At 69.1% G+C, this 26,434-nt stretch carries 22 protein-coding genes and 1 pseudogene; 5 read left to right on the plus strand and 18 right to left on the minus strand.

Features of this window, described 5'->3' with window-relative positions; genetic code table 11:
- The first annotated feature begins 73 nt into the window (after positions 1-73).
- Positions 74-868: an alpha/beta hydrolase gene (locus tag AC5Y7E_RS07815; RefSeq protein WP_499948793.1), complete on the plus strand. Its 795-nt coding sequence runs from the start codon at positions 74-76 to the stop codon at positions 866-868.
- A gap of 107 nt (positions 869-975) precedes the next feature.
- Positions 976-2,712, plus strand: a complete 1,737-nt coding sequence (locus AC5Y7E_RS07820) for a DEAD/DEAH box helicase (RefSeq protein ID WP_499948795.1) — start codon at positions 976-978, stop codon at positions 2,710-2,712.
- A gap of 39 nt (positions 2,713-2,751) precedes the next feature.
- Here the strand turns inward: AC5Y7E_RS07820 and AC5Y7E_RS07825 are convergent, their stop codons facing one another.
- The 7 genes from AC5Y7E_RS07825 to AC5Y7E_RS07855 all read right to left on the minus strand — a co-directional run bounded on the left by AC5Y7E_RS07825 (position 2,752) and on the right by AC5Y7E_RS07855 (position 13,087).
- Complete coding sequence (locus tag AC5Y7E_RS07825) at positions 2,752-5,238, minus strand: [protein-PII] uridylyltransferase (protein ID WP_499948351.1); 2,487 nt, start codon at positions 5,236-5,238, stop codon at positions 2,752-2,754.
- A 45-nt stretch (positions 5,239-5,283) separates the two neighbouring features.
- On the minus strand, positions 5,284-5,622 hold the full coding sequence (glnB, locus tag AC5Y7E_RS07830; protein ID WP_144956377.1) for a nitrogen regulatory protein P-II: 339 nt from the start codon (positions 5,620-5,622) through the stop codon (positions 5,284-5,286).
- The gene (locus AC5Y7E_RS07835) at positions 5,619-7,007 is read right to left on the minus strand and encodes an ammonium transporter (RefSeq protein WP_499919808.1); all 1,389 of its coding nucleotides are present in this window, start codon (positions 7,005-7,007) and stop codon (positions 5,619-5,621) included. The genes glnB and AC5Y7E_RS07835 overlap by 4 nt, the downstream gene beginning before the upstream one ends.
- Positions 7,008-7,198: 191 nt before the next feature.
- A complete protein-coding gene (ftsY, locus tag AC5Y7E_RS07840; protein WP_499948352.1) occupies positions 7,199-8,539 on the minus strand; it encodes a signal recognition particle-docking protein FtsY in 1,341 nt (446 codons plus the stop codon).
- Positions 8,540-8,584: 45 nt separating this feature from the next.
- Positions 8,585-12,181 (minus strand): chromosome segregation protein SMC, encoded by a 3,597-nt coding sequence (smc, locus tag AC5Y7E_RS07845; protein WP_499948354.1) that lies wholly within the window; start codon positions 12,179-12,181, stop codon positions 8,585-8,587.
- 212 nt (positions 12,182-12,393) lie between these two features.
- Positions 12,394-12,687, minus strand: coding sequence for an acylphosphatase (locus tag AC5Y7E_RS07850; protein ID WP_499920193.1), 294 nt, complete (start codon positions 12,685-12,687; stop codon positions 12,394-12,396).
- On the minus strand, positions 12,674-13,087 hold the full coding sequence (locus AC5Y7E_RS07855; RefSeq protein ID WP_499948355.1) for an OsmC family protein: 414 nt from the start codon (positions 13,085-13,087) through the stop codon (positions 12,674-12,676). The genes AC5Y7E_RS07850 and AC5Y7E_RS07855 overlap by 14 nt, the downstream gene beginning before the upstream one ends.
- 52 nt (positions 13,088-13,139) lie before the next feature.
- On the opposite strand from AC5Y7E_RS07855, the gene AC5Y7E_RS07860 reads away from it, so the two are divergent.
- A complete protein-coding gene (locus AC5Y7E_RS07860; protein WP_499948357.1) occupies positions 13,140-13,916 on the plus strand; it encodes a PIG-L family deacetylase in 777 nt (258 codons plus the stop codon).
- Between the two features lie 21 nt (positions 13,917-13,937).
- Here AC5Y7E_RS07860 and mutM read toward each other — a convergent pair whose 3' ends face one another.
- The 4 genes from mutM to sepIVA all read right to left on the minus strand — a co-directional run bounded on the left by mutM (position 13,938) and on the right by sepIVA (position 16,940).
- Positions 13,938-14,807 carry a DNA-formamidopyrimidine glycosylase gene (gene mutM / locus AC5Y7E_RS07865; protein ID WP_499948358.1) on the minus strand — a complete coding sequence of 290 codons (870 nt, stop codon included), beginning with the start codon at positions 14,805-14,807 and terminating at the stop codon, positions 13,938-13,940.
- A 15-nt stretch (positions 14,808-14,822) separates the two neighbouring features.
- Complete coding sequence (rnc, locus tag AC5Y7E_RS07870; protein WP_499920189.1) at positions 14,823-15,536, minus strand: ribonuclease III; 714 nt, start codon at positions 15,534-15,536, stop codon at positions 14,823-14,825.
- Positions 15,533-16,132 (minus strand): YceD family protein, encoded by a 600-nt coding sequence (locus AC5Y7E_RS07875; protein ID WP_499948360.1) that lies wholly within the window; start codon positions 16,130-16,132, stop codon positions 15,533-15,535. Before AC5Y7E_RS07875 ends, rnc begins: the two co-directional genes overlap by 4 nt.
- 70 nt (positions 16,133-16,202) lie before the next feature.
- On the minus strand, positions 16,203-16,940 hold the full coding sequence (gene sepIVA, locus AC5Y7E_RS07880) for a cell division protein SepIVA (RefSeq protein ID WP_499948796.1): 738 nt from the start codon (positions 16,938-16,940) through the stop codon (positions 16,203-16,205).
- Between the two features lie 334 nt (positions 16,941-17,274).
- Between sepIVA and AC5Y7E_RS07885 the strand changes: the two are divergent.
- Positions 17,275-18,390 (plus strand): annotated as a pseudogene (locus tag AC5Y7E_RS07885) (permease); the annotation flags it as partial.
- A 23-nt stretch (positions 18,391-18,413) separates the two neighbouring features.
- Here AC5Y7E_RS07885 and coaD read toward each other — a convergent pair.
- The 5 genes from coaD to AC5Y7E_RS07910 all read right to left on the minus strand — a co-directional run bounded on the left by coaD (position 18,414) and on the right by AC5Y7E_RS07910 (position 22,243).
- Entirely contained in the window at positions 18,414-18,896 is a 483-nt protein-coding gene (coaD, locus tag AC5Y7E_RS07890; RefSeq protein WP_067347941.1) for a pantetheine-phosphate adenylyltransferase, read from the minus strand.
- 153 nt (positions 18,897-19,049) lie between these two features.
- A complete protein-coding gene (gene rsmD / locus AC5Y7E_RS07895) occupies positions 19,050-19,604 on the minus strand; it encodes a 16S rRNA (guanine(966)-N(2))-methyltransferase RsmD (protein WP_499948362.1) in 555 nt (184 codons plus the stop codon).
- Between the two features lie 10 nt (positions 19,605-19,614).
- On the minus strand, positions 19,615-20,259 hold the full coding sequence (locus AC5Y7E_RS07900) for a vitamin K epoxide reductase family protein (protein ID WP_499920185.1): 645 nt from the start codon (positions 20,257-20,259) through the stop codon (positions 19,615-19,617).
- Positions 20,256-21,023, minus strand: a complete 768-nt coding sequence (locus AC5Y7E_RS07905) for a DsbA family protein (protein ID WP_499948364.1) — start codon at positions 21,021-21,023, stop codon at positions 20,256-20,258. Before AC5Y7E_RS07905 ends, AC5Y7E_RS07900 begins: the two co-directional genes overlap by 4 nt.
- A 101-nt stretch (positions 21,024-21,124) precedes the next feature.
- Positions 21,125-22,243, minus strand: a complete 1,119-nt coding sequence (locus AC5Y7E_RS07910; RefSeq protein ID WP_499948365.1) for an alpha/beta hydrolase — start codon at positions 22,241-22,243, stop codon at positions 21,125-21,127.
- A 410-nt stretch (positions 22,244-22,653) separates the two neighbouring features.
- Here AC5Y7E_RS07910 and AC5Y7E_RS07915 point away from each other — a divergent pair, with 410 nt between their 5' ends.
- Positions 22,654-23,499, plus strand: a complete 846-nt coding sequence (locus AC5Y7E_RS07915) for an aldo/keto reductase (RefSeq protein ID WP_499920239.1) — start codon at positions 22,654-22,656, stop codon at positions 23,497-23,499.
- A 4-nt stretch (positions 23,500-23,503) separates the two neighbouring features.
- On the opposite strand, the gene AC5Y7E_RS07920 is transcribed toward AC5Y7E_RS07915, so the two are convergent.
- Both AC5Y7E_RS07920 and recG read right to left on the minus strand, forming a co-directional pair.
- Entirely contained in the window at positions 23,504-24,217 is a 714-nt protein-coding gene (locus AC5Y7E_RS07920; RefSeq protein WP_499948366.1) for an HNH endonuclease family protein, read from the minus strand.
- Positions 24,214-26,433, minus strand: coding sequence for an ATP-dependent DNA helicase RecG (gene recG, locus AC5Y7E_RS07925; protein WP_499948368.1), 2,220 nt, complete (start codon positions 26,431-26,433; stop codon positions 24,214-24,216). Before recG ends, AC5Y7E_RS07920 begins: the two co-directional genes overlap by 4 nt.
- Between the last annotated feature and the right edge of the window lies 1 nt (position 26,434).

Here is a 26,434-nt window from a genome sequence, read left to right on the forward strand (position 1 = left end):
GCGTCGGGCGCCACGCTGGCGTGACGCTCGGCGGGAGCTTGACGGCCGGTCCGCCGCCAGCAAAGGTCGGCTCATGCTCGAGGTGATCGGCAAGGGGTCGTGCACCGAAGCGCATCCGGTGCCGCTGCTCTTCGTGCACGGCGGCTGGCATGGCGCGTGGTGCTGGGAACACTTCTTGGACTTCTTCGCCGAGGCCGGCTACCGCGCGGTCGCGATGAGCCTGCGCGGACACGGCGCCAGCCCCACGGCCAAGCCGCTGCCGAAGGTGTCGATCCGCGACTACATCGATGACGTCCGCACGGTGGCCGACGACCTGGGCGGCGCGCCGGTCCTGGTGGGTCATTCCCTGGGCGGTTTCGTGATCCAGCGCTACCTCGAAGATCGCAGCGCGCCGGCCGCGGTGCTGGTGGGCTCGGTGCCCCCGCAGGGCGTGCTCACCCTGGCGTTGCGGGTGTGGCGGCGGCGACCCTCGATGACGATGGAATCGTGGAGCGATCCCACGCTGCTGAAGTTCCTCGCCACCCCGGCGCTGGCCCGTGAGTACCTGTTCTGCGCCGACACGCCCGAGGCCGTCGTCGAATCGTGCCGGCAACGCGCGGGGGCCGAGAGCGTTCGCGCGGCCATGACCGACCCGATCGTCCGCCGCGTCAGAACCAAGCGGGTGACCACGCCGATCTTGGTGCTGGGCGCCGAGCACGACGGCTTCGTCAGCGTCCGCGAGGTGCGCAACACGGCGCGCGCCTACCGCACCGAGCCGGAATTCTTCTCCATGGGCCACAACATGATGCTCGAACCGGGCTGGGCCGACGTTGCCGGACGCATCCACCAATGGCTGCAGACCCGCAAAACGGTGAGCCCGACACAGTAGCCGGTCGAGTCGTTACTGCGCCGAAAAGCGTTCGCGTGCTAGATTTCACAGCCGCGACTCAATCGAGTCAGCCGCGTCGGCGAGCAATGAACGGGGGGCCTGTGTCGATGCCGCTCGGCGACATCCAGGCGCGGGCCGACGACGCAGGCGTGCTGCGCGGCTGGCAGCGCAGGGCGCTGGTCAAGTACCTCGCCGGCCGGCCGCGCGATTTCCTGGCGGTGGCCACCCCGGGCGCGGGGAAAACGACGTTCGCCCTACGGGTGGCGGCCGAACTGCTCGGCCAACGCGCCGTCGAGCACGTCACCGTCGTGGTGCCCACCGAGCACCTGAAGGTGCAGTGGGCGCAGGCCGCGCAGCGCTACGGCCTGGCCCTGGACCCGAGGTTTACCAACAGCAACCCGCGGATCGCGCCGGAGTATCACGGCGTGATGGTCACCTACGCGCAGGTCGCCGCGCATCCGACGCTGCACCGGGTGCGCACCGAGCAGCGCAGGACCCTGGTCATCTTCGACGAGATACACCACGGCGGTGACGCCAAGACGTGGGGCGACGCCATCCGCGAAGCCTTCGGCGACGCCACCCGCCGGCTCGCGCTGACGGGCACGCCCTTCCGCAGCGACGACAGCCCCATCCCGTTCGTGACCTATGAGGCGGGCCCCGACGGGATACGGCGTTCGCGGGCCGACCACACCTACGGCTACACCGATGCGCTTGCCGACGGCGTGGTCCGGCCGGTGGTGTTTCTCGCCTACTCCGGGGAGGCGCGGTGGCGCGACAGCGCCGGCGAGGAGCACGCGGCCCGCCTCGGCGAGCCCCTGTCGGCCGAGCAGACCGCGCGCGCGTGGCGCACGGCGCTGGACCCCGCCGGCGAATGGATGCCCGCGGTGATCACCGCCGCGGATCTGCGGCTGCGCCAATTGCGCACGCACATACCGGATGCCGGTGGAATGATCATCGCCTCGGATCAGACCGCCGCGCGCGCCTACGCCGCCCTGCTGACGAAGCTGACCGGCGAGGCGCCGACGCTCGTGCTCTCCGACGATCCCGGATCGTCGGCGCGCATCAGCGAATTCGCCGCGAGCACCAGCCGCTGGCTGGTCGCGGTGCGGATGGTCTCCGAGGGCGTCGACGTGCCGCGGCTGTCGGTCGGGATCTACGCCACCAGCGCCTCGACGCCGCTGTTCTTCGCCCAGGCCGTCGGCCGGTTCGTGCGGTCGCGCCGCCCGGGGGAAATCGCGAGCATCTTCGTGCCGTCGGTGCCGAACCTGCTCCAGCTGGCCAGCGAGCTGGAGGCTCAGCGCAACCACGTGCTCGGCGAGCCGCACCGCGTCTCCGAGGGCGACCCGCTCGAGGGCGATCCGGCCACCAAGACGCAGGACGAGAAGGGTGACCTCGACAAGGGGTTCACCTCATTGGGTGCCGACGCGGAACTCGATCAGCTCATCTTCGACGGATCGTCGTTCGGCACCGCCGCTCCCGCCGGCAGCGAGGAGGAGGCGGACTACCTCGGCATCCCGGGGCTGCTCGATGCCGAGCAGATGCGCACGCTGCTGCACCAGCGTCAAGACGAACAGCTGCAGAGGCGGGCCCGATTGCAAAAGGAGGCCGGATCGCCGGCGGGCGTGCAGGCCCCGTCCGCCACCGTGCACGGCCAGCTTCGGGAGTTGCGCCGCGAGCTGAACACCCTCGTCTCGATCGCCCACCACCGGACGGGCAAGCCGCACGGGTGGATTCACAACGAGCTGCGTCGCCGCTGCGGTGGCCCGCCGATTGCCGCGGCGAGCCGCGAACAGCTGCGCGCTCGCATCGACGTGGTGCGCCAGCTCAACGCCGAGCATTCATGAGTGGGTGCGGCCGGGCGAGGGGGGTCGCCCCCATCACACTCAGTCGCCGACGGGTTCCTCGAGCACCTCGACCGCCGGGCCGCCCAAGACGGCCAGCAGGCTCTGCTCGACCCCGTCGCGCGCGCCGTGCTCGGCGCCGGCGGCCGCATCGGCCACTTCGGCAGGCACCGTCACGCAGAAGACGTCCGCCGCGGTCGACCCGAAGGTGTTGACCTTCGCCCAGACGATGTCGGTGCCCGCCACCTCCAGCGCGCGGGTCAGCAGGGCGAGCAATCCGAGTCGGTCCATGGCGCGCACCTCGACGATCAACTGGTCGGGTGAGGCCGAGTCGACCCACAGGATGCGGGGCGGCGCGCTCGACCGCGTGACGGGAACCCCGACCTGGACCTCACCCGCCCGGCCGGTGGCCGCGCTGACGGCGTCGGTGTCGCGCTTTTCCAGCGCACCCAACACGTCGACGTCGCCGGCCAGCGCGCCGGTGAACTGCTGGCGCAGCAGGCCCGCTTCCGGCGGTGAGCCGAACAACGGCGACACCACGAATTCGACGATCGCGAATCCCTCGTGGGTGCTGGCCGAGGCCGAATGGATGCGCAGCGAGTTCAGCGCCAGCACCGCGGCGGCCTTCGACACCAGTCCCCGCTGATCCGGCGCGGCCATCACCACATCCAGACGCTCGCCGCCGCTGGGCTTGATGTCCACGTGGACGCCGCGATCGGCAGCCAGCGAAAGATACTGCGGTGCAGCGGGTTTCGCCTCGGGGAGCGGCTCCCCCGCCATCACCAGCCGACAGCGCCGGACCAGATCCTCGATCAGCGACGCCTTCCACTCGCTCCACACCCCGGGGCCGGTGGCCCTCGAATCCGCCTCGGTCAGGGCGTGCAGGACTTCGAGCAGCAGCGCGTCCCCGCTCAGCGCTTTCACCACGCGCTCAATGGTGTTGGGGTCGTTGAGGTCGCTGCGGGTGGCCACCATCGGCAGCAGCAGGTGGTGGCGGACCAGCTGCGCGAGCAGCTCGGTCTCGGCCGACGAAATGCCCAGCCTGGGCCCGATCTCGAGCGCCAGGCCCGCGCCCAGCACGCTGTGGTCGACGCCGCGGCCCTTGCCGATGTCGTGCAGCAGCGCGCCCAACGCGAGCAGGTCGGGCCGCGCCACCCGGGTCGACAGCGGTGCGGCGTTGACGGCCGTCTCGATGACGTGGCGGTCCACCGTCCACTTGTGCGCGACGTCGCGGGGCGGCAGGTCGCGGATGGCGTCCCATTCGGGCAGCAGCCGGCCCCACAGCCCGGTGCGGTCGAGCGCTTCGATGGTCGCCACGGTGGTCGGCCCGGCGGACAGCACAACCAGTAAGTCGTCCAACGACTCTCGCGGCCATGGCACCGGCATCTCCGGTGCGCCGGCGGCCAGCCGGCTCAGCGTGGCGGCGCCGATCGGCAACCCCGAGTCGGCCGAGGCGGCGGCCACCCGCAACACCAAACCGACGTCGGTGTCGGGGCGCGCGTCACGGGCAAGGACGATCTCTCCGGCATATTCGACGACACCCTCGTCCAGCGGACGCCGCTTGGGCCGGCGCACCAGGGCCGTCACCCCGCGCCGCGGCAGGGCGTTCTCGGCGGTCCGGATGCCGGTCTCGGCATGGTAGGCGATGGTGCGCCCGGCGTCGGATAGCTTGCGCGCCAAGTCAAATCGGTCCCCAATGTGCAGGGCGGCGCTGATCTCGTCGGCGTATTGGGCCTGCAGCTGATCGCGTCCGCGGCCCGACACCCGGTGCAGCTCGGTGCGCACGTCGAGCAGCGTCAGGTGGGCGTCGTCGAGCGAACCCCCGGGAGATTCCGGGCGCGCCATGCCGTGGCGGTCGATCAGCTGGGCGACACCCAGCGCGTCGAGCAGTTGCACATCGCGCAGGCCGCCGCGACCCGACTTCAGGTCCGGCTCGGCCCGCTGCGCTATCCGTCCGCAGCGGTCCCAGCGCGTCTGCGTCATTTCGACGAGCTCGTTCATGCGGGAGCGAATCGCGCTGCGCCACTGTCGTCGAGCGCCGGCGATCAATTCGTCGGACAGCCGGGCGTCGCCGGCGATGTGGCGGGCGTCCAGCATGCCCAGCGCCGCGATCATGTCGGCGTTGGCGACACCGAGGGCCCCGGAAACGGTCCGCACGCTGTGGTCGAGCCGAACGTTGGCGTCCCACAACGGATACCACAACTTGTCGGCTACCGTGCCCAGCACGTCGTCGGACTTGTTGTCGTGCAACAACATCAGGTCCAGGTCGGAATGCGGCAACAACTCGTGGCGGCCCAGTCCACCGATGCCGACGATGGCAAAGCCGCTGTCGTCGGTGATCCCGATCTCGTCCGCCTTGGCCATCAACCAGGATTCGTGCAGGTCCAGCCAGGCGTGCCGCAGTTCGGCGGCGTGCAGCTTGCTGCCCTCGGACAGTAGTTGGCGCCGCGAAGCGGCCAAATCGACTGCCCCGCAGGCGCTTTCCGTCCCAGCCAGCTGCCCGGACGGATCGGGGTCGTTCGGGGTCATGCCCTCCCGGCCCGCCCGGGTCGAATCAGCAATTGACAGCGGATGTCATAGCGCATCGGTTCCGCGCTCGCCGGTGCGCACCCGCACAATGGTTTCCACGGGGCTCACCCACACCTTGCCGTCGCCGATCTTGCCGGTGCGCGCGGCCCGGACGATGCTGTCCACGACCTTGTCGACGATGGAGTCGTCGACGACGACCTCGATGCGCACCTTGGGCACGAAGTCGACCGAATACTCGGCGCCCCGGTAGACCTCGGTGTGACCCTTCTGCCGTCCGTAGCCCTGGATTTCGCTGACCGTCATCCCCAGGACGCCCGCGTCCTCCAGAGCGGTCTTCACGTCATCGAGCGTGAACGGCTTTACGATCGCGGTGATCAGCTTCATGACTGCTCTGCCTCCACTTTGTCGCCCACTCGCTCCTCCTCCAGGCCATTGCGGGTATCCGCCACAGCGACCCGGGGCGGCAGAACCGAACCGGTAGCCACGGCGAAATCGTAACCACTCTCGGCATGCTCGGCCTCGTCGATGCCCGAGGCTTCCGCCTCCGGGTTGAGACGAAGCCCGATGGTGTACTTCAGGATCAACGCCAGGATCAGCGTAACCACCCCAGAGTAGATGAGGACACTGAACGCGCCGACTGCCTGCCGCTCGAGCTGGGCCCAGCCGCCGCCGTAGAACAGGCCCTTGGACACCCCGGTGACGCCGTTGATGGCCGGGCTCTCCGGCGCGGCGAGCAGCCCCACCAACAGGGTGCCGGCCAAGCCGCCGACCAGATGCACCCCGACCACGTCGAGGGAGTCGTCGAAGCCCAGCTTGAATTTCAGGCCGACCGCCAGCGCGCACACGACACCGGCCACCAGGCCCACCACCAGCGCGCCCAGCACGTTGACCGACGAGCACGACGGCGTGATGGCCACCAGCCCGGCGACGATGCCGGACGCCGCGCCCAGCGTCGTCGCCTTGCCGTCGCGGATCCGCTCGGTGAGCATCCAGCCCAGCATCGCGGTCGCCGTCGCGACCGTGGTTGTCATGAAGGTCGACCCGGCGACACCGTTGGAGCTGGTGGCCGATCCGGCGTTGAACCCGTACCAGCCGAACCACAGCAATCCGGCGCCGAGCATCACGAACGGCAGGTTGTGCGGCCGGAACAACGTCGTGGGCCAACCGCGCCGCTTGCCCAGCACGATCGCCAGCATCAGGCCCGCCACACCGGAATTGATGTGGACCGCGGTCCCGCCCGCGAAGTCGATCGCGTGCAGCTTGTTGGCGATCCAGCCGCCCTTCTCGGAGGCGAAGCCATCGAACGCGAAAACCCAGTGGGCGACCGGGAAATAGACGAACGTCGCCCATAGGCCGGCGAACACCAGCCAGGCGCCGAACTTCAGCCGGTCGGACACCGCGCCCGAGATCAGGGCGACGGTGATGATCGCGAACATCAGCTGAAACGCCACGAACACCGTGGCGGGCAAGGTACCCGCCAGCGGAATGTCCGTTGCCGCAACGCCTTTGCTTGGATCGGCGGCCGTAGCGTTGACGCCGATGAGGCCCTTCAGGCCCCAGAACGACGTCGGCTTCCCTACGACACCGGCCCCGGCGTCGTCGCCGAAGGCGAGCGAATAGCCGTAAAGCACCCAGAGCACGGTGACCACGCCCATCGCGCTGATGCTCATCATGAGCATGTTCAGCACGCTTCGGGCGCGCACCATGCCGCCGTAGAAGAACGCCAGACCCGGCGTCATCAACAGCACCAGCGCGGAACTGGCCAGCATCCAGGCGGTATCGCCGGTATTGGGCTGGCCCAGTATCGGGTATGTCACTCGCAATCTCCTCCGCTCGGCCCACAACTGGCCGCCAGAAACACGTCTGATGACCTGTCCCAGAACATTGCGAGATTGTTGTTTCGGCGATGGTGCCGCCATGTTTCGGCGGGATTAACGTCCCGCTCGCCGTGTAAGGGGTGTCAGCCCAGTAGCGCGTCGACGAAAGCGGCCGGTTCGAACGGCGCGAGATCGTCCGGGCCTTCCCCGAGCCCCACCAGTTTGACCGGCACGCCGAGTTCCTGTTGAACCCGAAAGACGATGCCCCCCTTGGCCGTCCCGTCCAGCTTGGTCAACACCGCGCCGGTGATCTCGACGACCTCGGCGAACACCCGGGCCTGGGCCAGCCCGTTCTGCCCGATGGTGGCGTCAAGGACCAGCAGCACCTCGTCGACCGCGGCGCGCCGTGTTACGACCCGCTTAACTTTGTCGAGCTCGTCCATCAGCCCGACCTTGGTGTGCAGCCGGCCCGCGGTGTCGATGAGCACCACGTCGGCGCCCGCGGCGATGCCCTTGTCGACCGAGTCGTACGCCACCGAGGCCGGGTCGGCGCCCTCGGCGCCGCGCACCACCTCCGCGCCCACCCGCGACGCCCAGGTCTGCAGCTGATCGGCCGCCGCGGCGCGGAACGTGTCGGCGGCGCCCAAGACGACGCGCCGCCCGTCGGCGACCAGGACCCGGGCCAGCTTGCCGACGGTGGTGGTTTTTCCGGTGCCGTTGACCCCGACGATCAGCAGCACCGAGGGGTGGTCGGCGTGCGGCAGCGCCCGGATCGACCGGTCCATGCCGGGCTGCAACTCCTTGATCAGCACGTCGCGCAGCACGGCCTTGGCGTCGGCCTCGGTGCGCACGTCGCTGCCGGCCAGCCGGGTGCGCAGCTGCGCGATCACCGATTCGGTGACCACCGGCCCCAGGTCGGCGATCAGCAGTGTGTCCTCGACGTCCTGCCAGGCGTCCTCGTCCAGGTCGCCGCCGCCGATCAGGCCCAGCATGCTGCGACCGAGCGCGTTCTGCGATCTGGCCAGCCTGCCGCGCAGCCGTTCCAGTCGGCCCTCGGTGGGCGCGATCTCCTCGATCTCGGGGGCGGCCGGGGGCACCTCGGGGGCCGCCGGAACCTCCGGTGCCGGGGCCTCGGGCGCGGGGGCCTGCGGCGCCGGCGCCGGGGCCGGCGCGGCGGGGGCCTCGGGTACCGGTTCGGGAAGCTCGACCTCGGAAATGGTGCGCCGCGGCGCGTCGCGTGGGATGGCGGCGTCGTCACCTACCCCGGGCAGCCCGGTGGTGTCGAGCCGATCGGCGGTCGTGGTCTGGCTGAAGGTGATGCCCGAGGACGCGGTGTAGCCGCCGGAACGGTCGATGGCCCCGGGTTCGGGCCGGGTCGAGAAGCTGATGCGCCGCCGCCGATACCGCAGCAGGCCCAGGACCAGCGCGGTGATGACGACCAGGGCAGCGACGACCGCGATGGCGATCCAAAGACCTTGGGACACGCTGACATTGTTTCAAGCGGTCGGGTGCCGGGTGGTCACCGGGCCTTACTCGACAGCGCCGACCAGCTGCTCCACCTGCTGGCCCCGCATCCGCTGCGAGATCACCGCGGTGATGCCGTCGCCCTGCATGGTCACGCCGTAGAGCGCGTCCGCGACCTCCATCGTCGGCTTCTGGTGGGTGATGATGATGAGCTGGGAGCGCGCCCGCAGCAGCTCGAACAGCGAGATCAGCCGCCGCAGGTTGGTGTCGTCGAGGGCGGCCTCCACCTCGTCCATGATGTAGAACGGCGACGGGCGGGCCCGGAAGATCGCCACCAGCATCGCCACCGCCGTCAGCGCCTTTTCACCGCCGGATAGCAGCGACAGGCGGGTGATCTTCTTGCCCGGCGGGCGGGCCTCGACCTCGATGCCGGTGGTGAGCATGTCGTCGGGATTGGTCAGCCGCAGCCGGCCCTCACCGCCGGGGAACAGCACGGTGAAGACCTCGGTGAATTCGCGTTCGACGTCCGTGTACGCCTCGCTGAACACCTGCAGGATGCGGGCGTCGACCTCGTCGACCACCCCGAGCAGGTCCTTGCGGGCGGCCTTGACGTCCTCGAGCTGGGTGGACAGGAAGTTGTACCGCTCTTCGAGCGCGGCGAACTCCTCTAGCGCCAACGGGTTGACCCTGCCCAGTTCGGCCAGCTCGCGCTCGGCCCGTTTGGCGCGGCGCTCCTGGGTGGGCCGGTCGTAGGGAATCGGCGCGGGCGCGAAAACCTGTTCGCCACGCTCCTTGGCCTGCTCGTATTCGGCCATCTCCAATTCGGAGGGCGGCAGTTGATTCTCCGGGCCGTACTCGGCGATCAGGTCGGCCGGCGCCATGCCGAACTGCTCGAGCACCATCTGCTCGAGCTGCTCGATGCGCATCGCCGCCTGGGCGTTGGCCACCTCGTCGCGGTGCAGCGAGTCGGTCAGGGCGGCCACCCGCGCGCTCAACGCGTTCACCTCGGCGCGCACCGCCGCCATCGCGGTCGCACGCTCCTGGCGTTCGGCGGCCAGCGCGTCGCGGATTTTGGACGCGGCGTCGACGACGCCGGTCAATCGCTGCGCCAGCAGGCGCCCGGCGTCGGCCACCGCCGCCGCCACCGTGGCGGCGCGCAGCCGCGCCTCCAGGGCCTGCTGGGCCCGCAGCCGGGCCTCGCGTTCGGCCGCGGCCGCGCGGCGCAACGAATCCGCCCGTCCGCGAACCGCATTCGCGCGCTCCTCGGCGGTCCGCACCGCCAGCCGGGCCTCGACTTCGACGCTGCGAGCGGCCTCGGTGGCCGCGGCGATCTGCTGACGGTTCACCGGATCTTCCGTCGGCGCGTGCTGGGTCTCCTGGGCGTTGCGCAGCCGGGTTTCCAGTTCGGTGACTTCGGCGACGGTCTGGGTCCGGCCCGCCTCGAGCTCCTCGCGCTGCCGCAGCAGCCTGCTCCACTCGTCTTCGGACGTCCGGGCCTCCTGACCGAGCCGTCCCAGCTGCTCGTACATCCCCGAGATCTCGCTGTCGGACTCGTTGAGCGCGGCCAGCGCCTGCTCGGCCGAGTCCTGACGGGCGGCCTGCTCGGTCAGCGCGCCCGACAGCGCCGCGCTCAGCTGGGCCACCCGCGCTTCCGCGGCGGTGAGCTCGTCGCCGGCCTTGTCGATCTCCGAGGTCACCTCGAGCGTCGAGGGCTTGCGGTCCGACCCGCCGCTCACCCGGCCGGCGCCAACCAGGTCACCGTCGAGCGTGACCGCACGCAGGTGCGGGTGCGCCGCCACCAGCGCCAGGGCCTGGTCCAAATCGTCGACCACCGCGACACCGGAGAGCATGGCCGTGATCGCGCCGCGCAGCCGGGCCGGCGCGTCGATCAGGTCGAGCGCCCACAGCGCGCCCGCCGGGGCGGCCTGCGGCGCAGGCTGATCGGCGGGCCAGTCCCCCAACACCAGCGCGGCGCGGCCCCCGTCGGCCGCCTTGAGCGCGGCGACGGCCGAACGCGCCGCGCCGAAGCTCTCGGCCGCCAGCGCGTCGGCCGCCGATCCCAGCACCGCGGCCAGCGCCGCCTCGTAGCCGGGGCGAACCTTGACCAGTTTGGCCATCGGCCCCAAAAGGCCTGTGCCGCCGTGGTTTTGGGTGAGCCAGGCCGCGCCGTCCTTGCGCTCCAGCCCGATCGCGAGCGCGTCGATGCGGGCCCGCAGCGAGGCCACCTGGCGTTCGGCGTCTCGCTCGGCGGACTGCAGCTCGGCCACCCGCTCATCGGCGAGCCGTAACGCCGCGACCGTGCGCTCGTGGTGTTCGTCCAGGCCGACCTCGCCCTGATCGAGTTCACCGACGCGGCCCTGGACGGTCTCGAATTCCACCTTGGCCTGCTGCGCGCGGGCGGCGGCCTGCTCGATGCGCTCGGACAGGCGCGACACGCTGTCGTCGATCGACTCGACCCGCGCCCGCATCGTCTCCACCTGACCGGCCAAGCGCGCCAAGCCTTCTCGCCGATCCGCCTCCGCGCGCACCGCCGCCATGTGTGCCCGATCGGCCTCGGCGGCCTCGCGCTCCCGCTCGGCCAATTCGGCGCGGGCGCCATCCAGCCGGGTGCGCGCGCCGGCCAGATCGGCGAGCAGCTGGCGCTCGGCGACCGCGACCCGCTCGGCCTCGGCTTCCAGCGCGTCGGGGTCGGTGTCGCCGGTGGCAAGCGGCTCCACATCCAGGTGCTGCGCCCGCTCGCTGGCGATGCGCACGGTCGCGGCGACCCGTTCGGCCAGCGCGGACAGCGCGAACCAAGTCTGCTGAACCGACTCGGCCCGGCTCGAGAGTTCGCCGACCGCCGTTTCGTGCGTGGTCAGCTCGGCGGACGCCTCCGCCAGCCGCGCGGAGGCCTGGTCGTGTTCGCGGCGCATGGCGGCCTCGGCCTCGAAGATGGCCTCGCGCTCGCCCTGCCGGTTGACCAGGTCGTCGGCGGCCAGCCGCAACCGGGCGTCGCGCAGGTCGGCCTGGATCGTCTGGGCTCGGCGGGCCACCTCGGCCTGGCGGCCCAGCGGTTTGAGCTGGCGGCGCAGCTCGGTGGTCAGGTCGGTCAGCCGGGCCAGGTTCGCCGACATCGCGTCGAGTTTGCGGAGGGCTTTCTCCTTGCGCTTGCGGTGCTTGAGCACCCCGGCCGCTTCTTCGATGAAGGCGCGACGGTCCTCGGGCCGCGATTGCAGGATCTCGTCGAGCTTGCCCTGCCCGACGATGACGTGCATCTCCCGGCCGATCCCGGAGTCGCTCAGCAGTTCTTGAACATCCATCAAACGGCAACTGCTGCCGTTGATTTCGTATTCGCTGGCGCCGTCGCGGAACATCCGCCGGGTGATGGACACCTCGGAGTACTCGATGGGCAGCGCGTTGTCGGAGTTGTCGATGGTGACGGTGACCTCGGCGCGGCCCAGCGGGGCCCGCGACGAGGTCCCGGCGAAGATGACGTCTTCCATCTTGCCGCCGCGCAGCGTCTTGGCCCCCTGCTCCCCCATGACCCAGGCCAGCGCGTCGACCACGTTGGACTTTCCGGACCCGTTGGGCCCCACGACGGCGGTGATGCCCGGTTCGAAGCGCAGAGTCGTCGGCGAGGCGAAGGACTTGAAGCCCTTCAGCGTCAGACTCTTGAGGTACACGGCGAGCCAGACTACCGCTCGAATCGCCCCCGGCGGCTGCACCGAGGGGTGTCGGCTCGCCCGAAAAAGGACCGCGGTTTGCCTGGTCGACGCACTGGTCACAGTGGTCACATGAGCCACGGGTCGATGGCGCTTACGGGTTGTTAAGCCGGCCCGTCGAACCCTGCGCCGGTGCTGGCGTGACCGATGTGACGCTGCGGCCGCGGCGCGCCTCAACGCTCGACGAAGCCCTCGAACCGCTCCTGCGGCTGCGACCAGTCGGCCACCACCTTGTCGACGTGCCCGGGCCGCGACGGCCACGCCGTGCCACCTTCCAGCAGGTGCAGTAGCTTCTCCCCGGCCGCCCGCGGCCCCTGGGCGACCACCAGGACGCGGCCGTCGTCCTGGTTGGCCGCGTAACCGGTGAGGCCCAGCTCCAGCGCCCGGCAGCGCGTCCACCACCGAAAACCCACGCCCTGGACCCGGCCGTGCACCCAGGCGGTGAGCCGGGTGTCAGGCTCCGGCATCGCTGACCTCGAAGTTGACGGTGGTACCGGACTTGAGCGTGCGCCCGACGGTGCAGACCTGGTCGATGGCCCGGTTGACCACGACCAGCAGGCGCTCCCTCTCATCGTCGGCCAGGCCCGACAGGTCCAGCTCCAGGGTCTCCTCGAGCAGCGGATAGCGCTCCTGCTCGCGGTCGGCGGCGCCGGAGACCCTGATGACCGCCTTGTAGTCGTCGCCCAGCCGGCGGGCCAGCGGCAGGTCGCTGGACATCCCGCTGCACGCCGCGAGCGCGATCTTGAGCAGCTCACCGGGGGTGAACACGCCGTCGACGTCCTCGGAGCCGACCAGCACCTGGGCACCACGTGAGCTGTACCCGGTGTAGCGACGAGTTCCGGTGCGTTCCACCCACAGTTCGGCCATGGCTCATTTCTACCGGGCGCCGCGACTTTGGCGCACAGGCATACTGCATTGCATGGCCACCCTGGTCGCATTCCACGCCCACCCCGACGACGAGGTCGTGCTCACCGGCGGCACGCTGGCGCGGGCGGCCGCCGCGGGGCACCGGGTGGTCGTGGTCACGGCGACCGACGGGCGCGTCCACAACGACGACGAAAGCCATCGCATCGACGAATTGCGTTCGAGCGCAAGGATTCTCGGGGCACAGCGGGTGGAGTGCCTCGGGTATGCCGACAGCGGCTACGGTCCCCTGTTCTACCCGGATCCGCCCGGGCGCGTCCGGTTCGGGCGTGCGGATGTCGACGAGGCGGCCGGACGGCTGGCCGGCATCCTGCGCGACGAACGCGCCGACCTGCTGATCAGCTACCAGCCGAACGGCGGCTACGGCCACCGCGACCATGTTCAGGTCCACAACGTCGGCAAGCGTGCCGCCGAACTCGCCGCCACCCCGCGGGTGCTCGAGGTGACCATGCCGCGCGAAATGCTGGTCCGCGTCAGCGATATCGCGCACCTGTTGCGGCTTCCCGGTCCGTACGAGCGGGACGTCGTCCGCGGCGCATACGCTCCGCGCGCGACGATCACCCATCGAGTCAACGTCTTTCGCTTCGCGCGCCAGAAGCGAGATGCGCTGGCGGCCCACCGCTCTCAGATCGGCGATTCCGGCCTGGCCGCGCGGGCCTTCGGGCTCCTGCTCCGGTTGCCGCCCCAGGTGTTCGGTGCGCTGTTTCGCCACGAGTGGTTCGTGGACCCGACCTTGCCCGCCGGCACGCTGCGCCGCGACATCTTCGAGTGAGTCGCCGCGCCGGAAAATCGCTCAACCACGCGGTCGCGGTTGGCATTTGGGACAGTAGAACGAGGAACGGTTCATGAACTTCTCGCGGCGCATCACCGCGCCGCAGCGGCGGCAGGCTTCACCGTCCCTGCCGTAGGCGTCCAGCGACCGGTCGAAGTATCCCGATTCGCCGTTGACGTTGACGTAGAGCGAATCAAACGACGTCCCGCCCTTGGCCAGCGCATCGCGCATCACGTCGGCGGCCGCGTCCAGCACGGCGGTCAACTGCTTGCGGCTCAGCGTGTCGGCGATCCGCGCGCCGTTGAGTTTGGCCCGCCACAGCGCCTCGTCGGCGTAGATGTTGCCGATGCCAGATATCACCTGCTGGTCGAGAAGCTGGCGCTTGATCTCGGAATGCTTGCGCCGCAACACTTTTACCACCGCGTCCGCGTCGAATCGGGGGTCCAGGGGGTCACGCGCCAGATGCGCGACCGGCTCCGGCACCACGCTGCCGTCCACCAAGACCAGATCGGCGAGCATCCACCCACCGAAGGTGCGCTGGTCGGCGAAACTCAGCACGGTCCCGTCGTCGAGCAGCGCGGAGATCCGGACGTGCTCGGCGCGCGGGACCTCACCCAGTAGCATCTGCCCGCTCATGCCGAGGTGGACCACCAACGCCGTATCCGATTGCTGCCCAGCGGGTTCCGTGTCGAGCAGCAGCCACAGGTACTTGCCGCGGCGATCGGTGCCGGTGATCCGCGCGTTCAGCAACCGGGCGGTGAGGTCCGCGGGCCCCGCTTCGTGCCGGCGCACCGCGCGCGGATGATGCACCCGCACTGCGGTGATCGTCTTGCCGACGACGTGGGCGTGCAAGCCGCGGCGCACCACCTCGACTTCGGGCAGTTCGGGCATCTAGACGGGCGCCATCTAGTTGGACGTCGTCCCCGCGGGGTCCAGCACGTCGAGCGTCTTCCAGGTGGCGGCCGCGGCCTTCTGCTCGGCCTCCTTCTTGGAGCGGCCGACACCCGTGCCGTATTCGGTTTCCGCCACCACGACCACCGCGGTGAATTCCTTGTCGTGGTCGGGCCCGGTGGAGGTGACGAGGTAGGACGGCGCGCCCATGCCGCGCGCCGCGGTCAGTTCCTGCAGGCTGGTCTTCCAGTCCAGCCCCGCCCCGAGGGTCGGAGCCGCATCCAGTAGCGGGCCGAACAACCGCAGAATCACGTCGCGCGCAACGTCGATGCCGTGATCGAGGTAAATCGCGCCCAGCAGCGATTCCATGCCGTCGGCCAGGATGCTCGACTTGTCGGCACCGCCGGTGTTGGCTTCCCCACGCCCCAGCAGCAGATGGACGCCGAGTCCCCCGTCGCACAGCTTGCGCGCGACGTCGGCCAGCGCCTGGGTGTTGACCACGCTGGCGCGCAGCTTGGCCAGGTCACCCTCGGTGCGGTCGGGATGGCGGTGATACAGCTCGTCGGTGATGGTCAGGCCCAGCACGGCGTCGCCCAGGAATTCCAGGCGTTCGTTGGTCGGCAGGCCCCCGTGTTCGTACGCGTAGCTGCGATGCGTCAGCGCCAGGGACAGCAGTTCCTCCGACAGCTCAACCCCGAGGGCGTCGAGCAGCGCGTGCCGTGAACTCACCGCTTACCCCGCGGCTCGTCCGACTCGGCGCTGAACATCCCCGCCAACTTGGCCCACCGTGGATCGATGCGATCGTGCTGATGGGCCGGCTCGGCGGCCAGCGAAACACCGCATTCGGGGCACAGCCCCGGGCAGCCCGGGGTGCACACGGGCGAGAACGGAAGCTCGAGTCCCACGGCGTCGACGATGGACTGCTCGAGGTCGATGACGTTGTCGACGATGTGGCCCACCTCGTCTTCCTCGGTGGTCGCCTCGGTCGTGCTGTCCGGGTAGGCGAACAGCTCCGTGAGCTGCACTTGCACGTGACCGTCGAGCTTGGTCAGGCAACGCGAGCATTCGCCGACCGTGGGCGCGCTGACCGTCCCGGTCACCAAAACGCCCTCGGACACCGATTGAATCTGCAAGTCCAGCTCGAGTGGGGCGTCCGCCTCGATCGCGATCATGTCCAGCCCGATGCGCGACGGGCTGGGCACGGTTTTCTGCCACGTCACCATCGCCCCGGGGCGGCGCCCGAGCCGGGTGATGTCGAACGCCATCGGCGCGGCCAGCCGTGACGTCGCGCCGCGGGCCGATGGTGTGTTGTGCTGCCGCGTCATAGTAGGAAATCCTACGGCGCCGACCGCATAATTCCAGGGCGCGCCCGCCCCACGAGCGGCCGCGAGACGGCTAGCGCACGGCGTAGTCGTGGGTTCCGGCCGCCGTCCGCAGTTGGTGACGACCGCGCCCCACCGACCGCAGGGTGCCGTTGAGGAACTCCTCGAACTCGGCGAGCTTGTTGTCGACGTAGATGTCGCACTCGCCGCGCAACCGGTCGGCCTCGGCGTGCGCCGAGTCGATCAGCCGGGTGGCCTCCGCGTTGGCCGCCTCCACCACGCTGTTCTGCGAGACCAGGCGCTGCTGCTCCTTGATGCCCTCTTGCACGGCCTTCTCGTAGGAGATGTTGCCGTTTTCCAGCAGGCGGTCGGCCTCGGCCTGGGCGCGGCTGACGCTGGCCTCGTACTCTCGCTTGGCCGCCGTGGCGATGCGCATCGCCTCTTCGCGGGCCTCGCCGACCATCCGCTCGCTGTGCTGCCGCGCCTCGCTCACCATGCGGTCGGCCTGCGATTTCGCGTCCGAGAGCAGCCGGTCCGCCTCCGAGCGGGCGTGGTTGAGCATCGACTCCGACTCGGTGGTCGCCGAGGACACCATCGACTCGGAGTGCGCCTTGGCGTCCTGCAGCATCGAGTCGCGCGCATCCAGGACGTCCTGGGCGTCGTCCAGTTCGCCCGGGATCGCGTCCTTGATGTCGTCGATCAGTTCCAGCACGTCGCCGCGAGGCACCACGCAGCCTGCCGTCATCGGAACGCCACGGGCTTCTTCCACGATGGCGCTGAGTTCGTCCAGCGCCTCAAAGACTCGATACACGGCCATACCCTCCTGGCGTCTGCAAAGCTCTTGTTGTTACCAGTGTGCCTGGTGTTGTCCCTGTGACAGCGGTGGCAAGCCCGGTGTGTCGGGTATTCGCCCGTCCGGGCCATTTGCCAGCGATTCTAGGTCGCGGACGCCCACGGCACTATCCGCGCCGTCAATTAGTGCCGGCAGTTGCCGGGTGCCGTCGCTGCGCGGCGCACCGCGTTCGCCCGCTCCTATACCCCTATGGGGTATGCTGCACGGTGCAGCGGCCCTCGAAGCTTCCCGCAGGAGGAACCACGTGACGGTGCTATCAGCGGTCGGGCACGCTTTGGCGCTCGCGGGGTCGATGACGTGGGAAATCCTGTGGGCGCTGATCCTCGGCTTCGCCCTCTCGGCGGTGGTGCAGGCCGTCGTGCGGCGCTCGACGATCGTGGCGCTGATGGGTGACGACCGGCCGCGCACGCTGGCGGTCGCGGCGGGGCTGGGCGCGGCTTCGTCGTCGTGCTCGTATGCCGCGGTGGCGCTGGCCCGATCGCTGTTCCGCAAGGGCGCCGACTTCACGGCCGCGATGGCGTTCGAAATCGGCTCCACCAATTTGGTGGTGGAGCTCGGCATCATTTTGGCCCTGCTGATGGGCTGGCAATTCACCGCGGCCGAATTCCTCGGCGGCCCACTGATGATCGTGGCGCTGGCCGTTCTGTTCCGCCTGTTCGTGCGATCGCGGCTCATCGACGCCGCCCGCGAGCAGGCCGAAAGGGGAATCGCCGGCTCGATGGAAGGCCACGCCGCCATGGACATGTCCATCCGGGGGGACGGCTCGTTCTGGCGACGGCTGTTCTCGCCGGCGGGCCTCACTTCGGTTTCGCACGTATTCGTGATGGAGTGGCTCGCCATCCTGCGCGACCTCGTCCTGGGCTTGCTGATCGCGGGTGCCATCGCGGCCTGGGTACCCGAAAAACTCTGGCAGAACTTCTTTTTGGCCGATCACCCGACCCTCTCGGCGATCTGGGGACCGATCGTCGGGCCCGTCGTGGCGATCGTGTCGTTCGTCTGCTCGATCGGCAATGTCCCGCTGGCCGCGGTGTTGTGGAACGGGGGCATCAGCTTCGGCGGCGTCATCGCGTTCATCTACGCCGACCTGTTGATCCTTCCGATCCTCAACATCTACCGCAAGTACTACGGCACCCGGATGATGCTGACGCTGCTGGGCACCTTCTACGCCGCGATGGTCGCCGCCGGGTACCTGGTCGAATTGATCTTCGGCACAGCGCATCTCATTCCCGCGCAGCGCAACGCCATGGTGCTGGAAGCGTCGATCTCATGGAACTACACGACCTGGCTCAACATCGCGTTCCTGGTGCTCGCGGTCGTCCTGGTCGCCCGGTTCGTCACGACCGGCGGTCTGCCGATGGTGCGCATGATGGGCGGCTCCCCGATGCTTCCGAGCATCAACACTGACCGGCCTAGGACCTCGCGGGCCCCGGATCAGGACCGTTCCGAAAGCCGTTCCCGCAGGCGACGATTGACCGGTTCGGGCAGCAGCTCCGACACGTCACCACCGAGCATCGCGACCTCTTTCGCCAGCGACGACGACACGAACGAATAGCGCGGGGCGGTCGCGACGAAAAAGGTGTCCACGCCCGCGACGTGTTTGTTCATCTGCGCCATCTGCAGCTCGTATTCGAAGTCGGTGCCGGTGCGCAGCCCCTTCACGATGGCCGTCATGCCGCGCGACCGCACGAAATCGACGACCAGCCCCTGCCCGGCTTCCGCCCGGAGGTTGGGCAGGTGCGTCGTCGACTCGTTGATCATCGCGATCCGCTCGTCGAGGTCGAACATGCCCTTCTTGGCGGGGTTGGTCAGGATCGCCACCACCACCTCGTCGAACTGAGCCGACGCGCGCTCGAAAACGTCGATGTGGCCCAACGTCACCGGGTCAAACGAGCCCGGGCATACCGCGCCGCTCATGACGCGCGCCGACGACGATGCAGAGCGAAGCGATGAGGTGGGGGCACCTCCCGCTTGCGGGGGAGAGCGGCGCTCATGACGCGCGCCGACGACGATGCAGAGCAAAGCGATGCGGAGGAGCGGCGCTCATGACGAATGACGGTACACGCCACCTCAATGACGCTCGGCCAGCTCCAGACGGGTGTCGCCGTAAACCCGTTGCGGCCACACCGACCAGCCGGCCGGCCACTTCAGCGGCGCACCACCGGCCGCCCGCTCCACTACGGCAACGCTGCCCCCGTGGACCCAGCCGTGCGCGGCCAACGAGGCCAGCACGGCTTCGATCTCGGCGGCGTCGACGTCGTAGGGCGGGTCGGCCAGCACCAGATCGAACGCGGGCGCGGTCCCGGCCGCCAGCACGGTCGCCACCGCTGCCCGGCGCAGCGTCGCGCCGCGCAGACCCAGGGTTTCGATGTTGCGCGCGATCACCGATCCCGCGCGCGGGTCCGACTCCACGAACAGTGCGGCGGCTGCGCCGCGGGATAACGCCTCCAATCCCAGTGCGCCCGAACCGGCATAGAGGTCTAGCACCGTGAGGCCGGTCAGCTCGAGGCGGGCGGCCAGGATGTTGAAGAGCGACTCGCGGACGCGGTCGGTGGTGGGCCTGGTACCGCGCGGCGGGACCGCGATGCGCCGGCCCCCGGCCGCGCCGCCAATGATCCGGGTCACCTGCTGATACCTACAACAGCGTCGACCAGTAGTCCCAGAACCGCGCCATGATCAGTAGGAACACCGCGGTGAACCAGAGGGCGGCGACCGACCAGCGCCATTGGAAAAGCAGCCAGCCGAAACCGGCCTGCCGGTCCTGCGCGACCGGGCGATAGGCGATCGAGGCGGCCACCACCAGTAGCGACATGGTGACCGCCCACACCACCATGCAGTACGGGCACAGCGCGTTGATCCGATACAGGCTCTGGAAGATCAGCCAGTGCACGAACACCGCGCCAACCGCCACGCCGATCGTCAGCCCCACCCAATACCATTGCGGCAACGCCACTTTCGTCAACGCCAACAGCCCCGTGACCACCACCACGGTGAAGGCCACCAGCCCCAGCAGCGGGTTGGGGAAGCCCAGCAGCGACGCCTGGGGGGTGCTCATCACCGAGCCGCAGGACAGGATCGGGTTGATGTTGCAGGACGGCGTGTACGACGGGTCGAGCAGGATGTCGATCTTCTCGACCGTCAGCGTCATCGACGCGGCCAGGCCGATCAGGCCGGAGATCAGCACCCACCAGGCGCTGGGCGCCGGCACCCGCGGCGCTGAGGACCGATCCGGTGTCAGGTCGGTGGGATCGGCGGTTTCAGTCGACACCGCACCGGTCACGTGGCGGCCGGGGCGACCGCGCCGTCGATGCCCGGAATGTTGCCCACGATTTCCTTGACCTTGTTGACCAGCGCGTCCGGCGTGGAGGGGTCGTAGTCGTCGCCGTTGATCTTGATGGTCGGCGTGGCGTTGATGTGCGCGTTCGCCGCTTCGCCGGTGACCTTGGACAGGTACTTGCCGCTGTTGATGCAGTCTGGCACCTTGCCCGCCGCTCCCGCCTCGCGGGCGAGCTCGATCAGCCTCGCGTTGTCCGGGAAGGTCTTGCCGGTTTCGCTCGGCTGGATGTCGGTGCTGAACAGCGCGGAGTGGAACCGGCGGAACGCGTCCTGGTTCTCGTCGGCGACGCACAGCGCCGCGGCGCCCGCGCGTGACGAATAGTTCTGGTTCCGGGCGCTGTCGAGGATCGACACCATGTTGTAGTCGGCGGCGATGGCGCCGATGTCGATGAGCCTGGAGACCGTCGGGCCGAAGGTGCGCTCGAAGTTGCCGCAGGCCGGGCACAGGAAGTCTTCGTAGAACGTCACCACGGCCTTGGGGTTGCTGCTGCCGGGCTGGGTGACCAGCTTGCTCGACGTCACCCGCACGGTATCGCCGGCGCCGGTGGGCCCGGCCTTCTTGTGATGCGACGTGACGATGTAGAAGACGAGGGCGACCGCGAAGATGATCACGAATGCGGTGCCGCCGATTTGGACGAGCCGGCTCGACTTACCGCCAGAGGCCGACTTCATGTCGAATCGTGGGGGACGTTTGGGTTTGTCGGCCACAGGTTCCCTGATCTTTCGCTACGAGTTGTCGCTTCGCCCGTGTGCGGACAAAGCGATCGGACAAAGCGCCTCTAGGTTACCGGCGCCGACGGTTCAACGAATCAAACCCGGCTCAGGTGTGCGCGCAGGGCCGAAATCAGCTCGCTGGTGGCCACCATGCTGTCGCCGCCCAGCGGGAACAGGTTGACGAAGCCATGCGTCAGCGAACCCAGGTACCGCAGGTCCACCGCGATCCCGGCGGCCCGCAGCGCCTCGGCGTAGCTCTCGCCTTCGTCGCGCAGCGGATCGAAGCCGGCGACCGCGATCAGCGCGGGCGCCAGTCCGGTCAGCGATTCGGCCAGCGCCGGCGACACTCGCGGATCGGTCCGGTCCAGGCCCGAACGCCGCAAGTACTGGGATTCAAACCAGTCGATGTCCCGCTTGGTGAGCACGAAGCCTCGCGAGAACAGGGTCAGCGACCGGTTCTTCGCGGTGAAGTCGGTCCGCGGATAGATCAGCCATTGCAACGCCGGCGCCGGCCCATTCTCGTCGCGCGCTATCTGGCTGACGACGGCGGCGAGGTTTCCGCCGGCGCTGTCCCCGCCTACCGCGATCCGTCCCGGAATCGCGCCGAGCTCCTCCGCGTGCTCATATGCCCAAATGAACGCCGCGTAGGCGTCCTCGATCGCGGCCGGGGCCGGATGTTCGGGGGCTAGCCGGTAGTCGATCGACAACACGTGAATGCCGGCATCACGACAGATCAGCCGGCACAGCGCGTCATAGGTGTCCAGGTCACCGATCGACCAACCGCCACCGTGGTAGAAGACCAGCAGAGGCGCCGCCGCGCCAGCGGCCGGACGGTAGTGGCGCGCCCCGATCCCGCCGGCCGGTCCGGGCAGCGAGAGATCGTCGACGTCGACGTGGATCTGCGGACCGGGCAATCCCACGATCCGCTCGCGCAGCTGGGTGCGCGACGCCTGGGGGTCGTCGTCGACAACCAGCCCGTCGATGCCGACGGCGCGCAGGCCCGACAACATCAGCTGCAGGGTGGGGTCCAGCGTGTTGCCGTCGATGATGACCGAACGGCTGCGGACCAACCCCCGGCGCAGCGCGGTCGGGATCCAGGGCAGGACCTTGGTCCCGACGCCAGTGAGCGCGCCCTGGATGCGACTGGCCAGCGGCACCGATGCGTGCTCGGCCCCGGACTGAACCGTCGGCGCGCCTGACAGAGGCCTGGTCATGAACAACCCCCTTACAACCAACACGTGCTAACGCTCGACGACGAACGGTTATCGCTCCCCGCCACCCATCGCCTCTCAAGGCTTGCCGGCCCCGGCGCCCACCAAACGGGCCGTCAACGGTGCCGTCGGTCAGGGGCCTATCGGCGACTAACTGTACGGGGTGGCCCGCCCGCCACCGACGGCGCGCATGGACACCCGTCCAGGTGTTGATTAGGTTGCCTTTACAGATCGGTAATATCGTGATCCCCAAGTCGGTGAGCTTTCATCAGATTGCGAGCAACTTCGACGTGTTCGATATCGAACCGAGCGCCTCGAACTCGGCGCCGAACGGCGTCGACCTGGTCGCTCGATGACGGAACCCGGCTGGGCGCACAGTCTCGAACCTTCAATTTCACAGGCAGGTGAATGAATTGGCCGGCGAGTCGGGCTCCGCCTTACCCTCAATTGCTCTCAACGACGAAAACACGATCCCGGCCCTAGGCCTGGGTGTCGCGGAGTTGTCGGACGACGAGACCGAACGCGCGGTATCGGCCGCGCTGGAGGTCGGCTGCCGGCTGATCGACACCGCCGCGGTCTACGGGAATGAAGCCGCCGTCGGGCGCGCGATCGCCGCCTCCGGGATCCCCCGCGCCGAGCTGTTCGTCACCACCAAGCTGGCCACCCCCGACCAGGGTTTCAAGGGGGCGATGGACGCATGCAACGCCAGCCTGGAGCGCCTCGGCCTGGACTACGTCGACCTTTATTTGATCCACTGGCCCGCCCCCGCCCTGGGCAACTACGTGAACTCGTTCGGCGGCATGATCCAGTCCCGTGCGGAGGGTCAGGCCCGCTCGATCGGCGTCTCCAACTTCACCGAGGAGTTCCTGACGACGGTCATCGACCTGACCTTCGTCACCCCGGCGGTCAACCAGATCGAGCTGCACCCGCTGCTCAACCAGGAAGCGCTGCGCAAGACCAACGCCGAGCACAACGTGCTCACGCAGTCCTACACGCCGTTGGCGCTGGGCAAGCTGAGCGACAATCCGACGGTGAATTCGGTCGCGAGCGAATACGGCAAGACCGCCTCGCAGGTGCTGCTGCGGTGGAACCTGCAGCTGGGCAACGCCGTCGTCTTCCGGTCCGCCAATGCCGAGCACATCGGGTCGAACTTGGATGTGTTCGACTTCGAGCTGGCCGACGAGCACATGGACGTGATCAACGGGCTCAACGACGGCACCCGGCTGCGCCCGGACCCGGAGACCTACGAAGGCTCGTAACCCTTTATCCCGTCGGGCAGGTCGTCGCGGCCTGACGCAGCACGCCGGTCGACGCCAAATCCACCGGCAACGCGTAACCGCGCAGCACCGCGATGAACTGCATGGCGTACTGACACGCGAATGCCCCGTTCGGCGGCATCCACTGCGCCGGCGTCGAATCGCCCTTGTCCTGATTGGCCTGCCCGTCGACGGCCAGCAGGTTGGCGGGGTCGTTGGCGAAGCGCAGCCGCTCGGTGGCGGGCCAGCCGTAGGCGCCCATATCCCAGGCGTAGGCGAGCGGGACGATGTGGTCGATCTGCACGGATTCGCCGACCTTGGGGCCGCGCTGGAACGCGATGGTCTTGTTGGTATACGGGTCGTGCAGCGTGCCGGTGGCCACGGCGTCCGGACATCGCTTGGTAGACACATAGGTCTTGTCGACGAGATCGCGGTTGAGGATGTCGTCGCGGGTATCGCATCCGTTGTGGCCCATCGGGGCGTCGTTGTCGTCGTCCCAGGCGTCGCCGAATGCCAAGCGCAGGTAGTCGTAGCGGTGCTGGCGCAGGGGCACCACGGCGATGCCCCCGAGCACATCGGTGCCCGGCGCGACCGTCGGAACGTCGGCGCGCGCGGCGTATTCGGCGGAATGTCGTGCGGTCGAGGATCCCACCGTCTGGTAGGCCACCAGCAACGCGAGCGCCGCCGCCGCGGCCAGCCACAGCAGCACCTTGCGGTTCACGACTTGTCCAGGTATTCGATGCTTTCGGTGTCGGTGAATCGCGCGGCCAGCACGACCAAGCCGGGATTCGCACGGTCGTCGGCGTAGGCCTGCACGCAGAAATCCCGGGCCGCCTCGATGAACTCCTGGTGGTCGGCCAGGGACAGCAGCCGCAACGTGATCGCCTTACCGGACTGGTTGCGGCCCAACACATCTCCCTCGCGGCGTTCCTTGAGGTCGAGGTCGGCCAGGGCGAACCCGTCCAGTGTCTCGGCCACCGCGCGCAGCCGCCGGCCGGCCGGCGAATTCGGCGCGGACCAGCTCGCGAACAGGCACAGACTGGGATGCTGGCCCCGACCGATCCGGCCGCGCAGCTGATGCAACTGACTGATCCCGAACCGGTCGGCGTCCATCACCACCATGACGGTGGCGTTGGGGACGTCGACGCCCACCTCGATGACGGTGGTGCACACCAACACGTCGACCTCTCCGGCCCGGAAGGCCGCCATCGCGGCGTCCTTCTCCTCGGCCGACAGCCGCCCGTGCATCAGTCCCAGGCGCACATTCGCCAGCTCGCCCGAGCGCAGCCGGGCGTACAGGCCCTCGGCGGTCTCCGGCGCCTTGGCGTTCGGCTCCTGGTCTCCCGGGTCGTCGCTCTCGTCGATGCGCGGCGCCACCACATAGGCCTGGCGGCCGGCGGCCACCTCCTCGGTGATGCGCTGCCAGGCCCTGCTCAGCCATGCGGGCTTGTCCTTGACGAAGATGACGTTGCTGGTGATCGGTTGGCGGCCGCGCGGAAGTTCACGCAGCGTCGAGGTTTCCAGGTCCCCGTAGACGGTCAGCGCGACGGTGCGAGGGATAGGCGTCGCCGTCATCACCAGCAGGTGGGGTGTCACCCCGGGACGGGCCTTGGCCCGCAACTGATCTCGCTGCTCGACGCCGAAGCGGTGCTGTTCGTCGACCACCACCATGCCCAGGTTGTCGAACTCCACCGCGTCCTGCAGCAGCGCGTGGGTGCCGATGACGACGCCGACCTCGCCGCCGGCGATCTCGGCGCGGATCTGCTTCTTCTGGGCCGCGGTCATCGAGCCGGTCAGCAGCGCCAGCCGGGTGCCGTTGTCGGCGCCGCCCAGCTGGCCCGCCATCGCCAACGGACCGAGCACGTCGCGGATCGACCGGAGATGTTGGGCCGCAAGCACTTCCGTTGGCGCCAGCAGCGCGCACTGATATCCGGCGTCGACCATCTGCAGCATCGCCAGCACCGAGACGATCGTCTTGCCGGAGCCGACCTCGCCCTGCAGCAGACGATTCAGCGGGCGGCTCGCCGCGAGCCCGTCGGTCAGCACCCCGAGCACCTCGCGCTGCCCCAAGGTCAGCTCAAAAGGCAAGCGGCTCAACAGTTCTGCGGCCAATCCGTCCGGACGCGGCGGCGCCGGCGGCCCCGACTCCGACAGCTCGCCGTGACGGCGGGCCACCAGCGCCCACTGCAGGCCGACGGCTTCGTCGAAGGTCAGGCGCTCGCGGGCCCGTCGGCGCCGTGGCTCGCTCTCGGCCAGATGGATGTCACGCAACGCCTCGTCCTCGGAGACCAGGCCGAATTTTGCGCGCAAGCCTTCGGGCAGCGGATCGGGAACCGGGTCGAGCACGTCGAGCACCTGGCGCACGGAACCGAAGATGGTCCAGCTCTGCAGCTTCGCGCTGGCGGGATAGATCGGGAAGAAGTGGCGCTCGTAGGCGTCGGCGATACCCTCACCCGTGGTGGCGCCCGACGCGTTGGCGATGCTCTTGAGCGAGGCGGTGCCGCGATTCTTCCCATCCTGGCGGTCGAGCAAAAGGAACGCCGGGTGCGTCAGCTGCATGACGTTGTTGAAGAATCCGACCTCTCCGGAAAGCATCACCTTGGCGCCCGTGGTCAGGTCCTTTTTCAGGTAATTCGCGTTGAAGAACGTCGCGGTCACCCTGTTGCGCCCGGAGCCGAGGGTGATGCGGTGGCACAGTTTCTTCGGGGTCTTCTTCATCGGGAACGTCTTGGTTTCGGCGATCGTGTCGATGATGGTGACGTGTTCGCCGGCGGGCGGGCGTTCGTCGTCGGAGTTCCAACGGCTCGCGCCCTCGGTGTAGCTGCGCGGATAGTGGCGCAACAGGTCGTCGACGGTGCGGATGCCGAACACCTCGTCGAGGAGCTCCGCGACCTTGCCACCCACGACGAAATCCAGCCGGTCGCTCAGCGACACCATC

The sequence above is a fragment of the Mycobacterium sp. NGS17 genome (assembly GCF_059813205.1).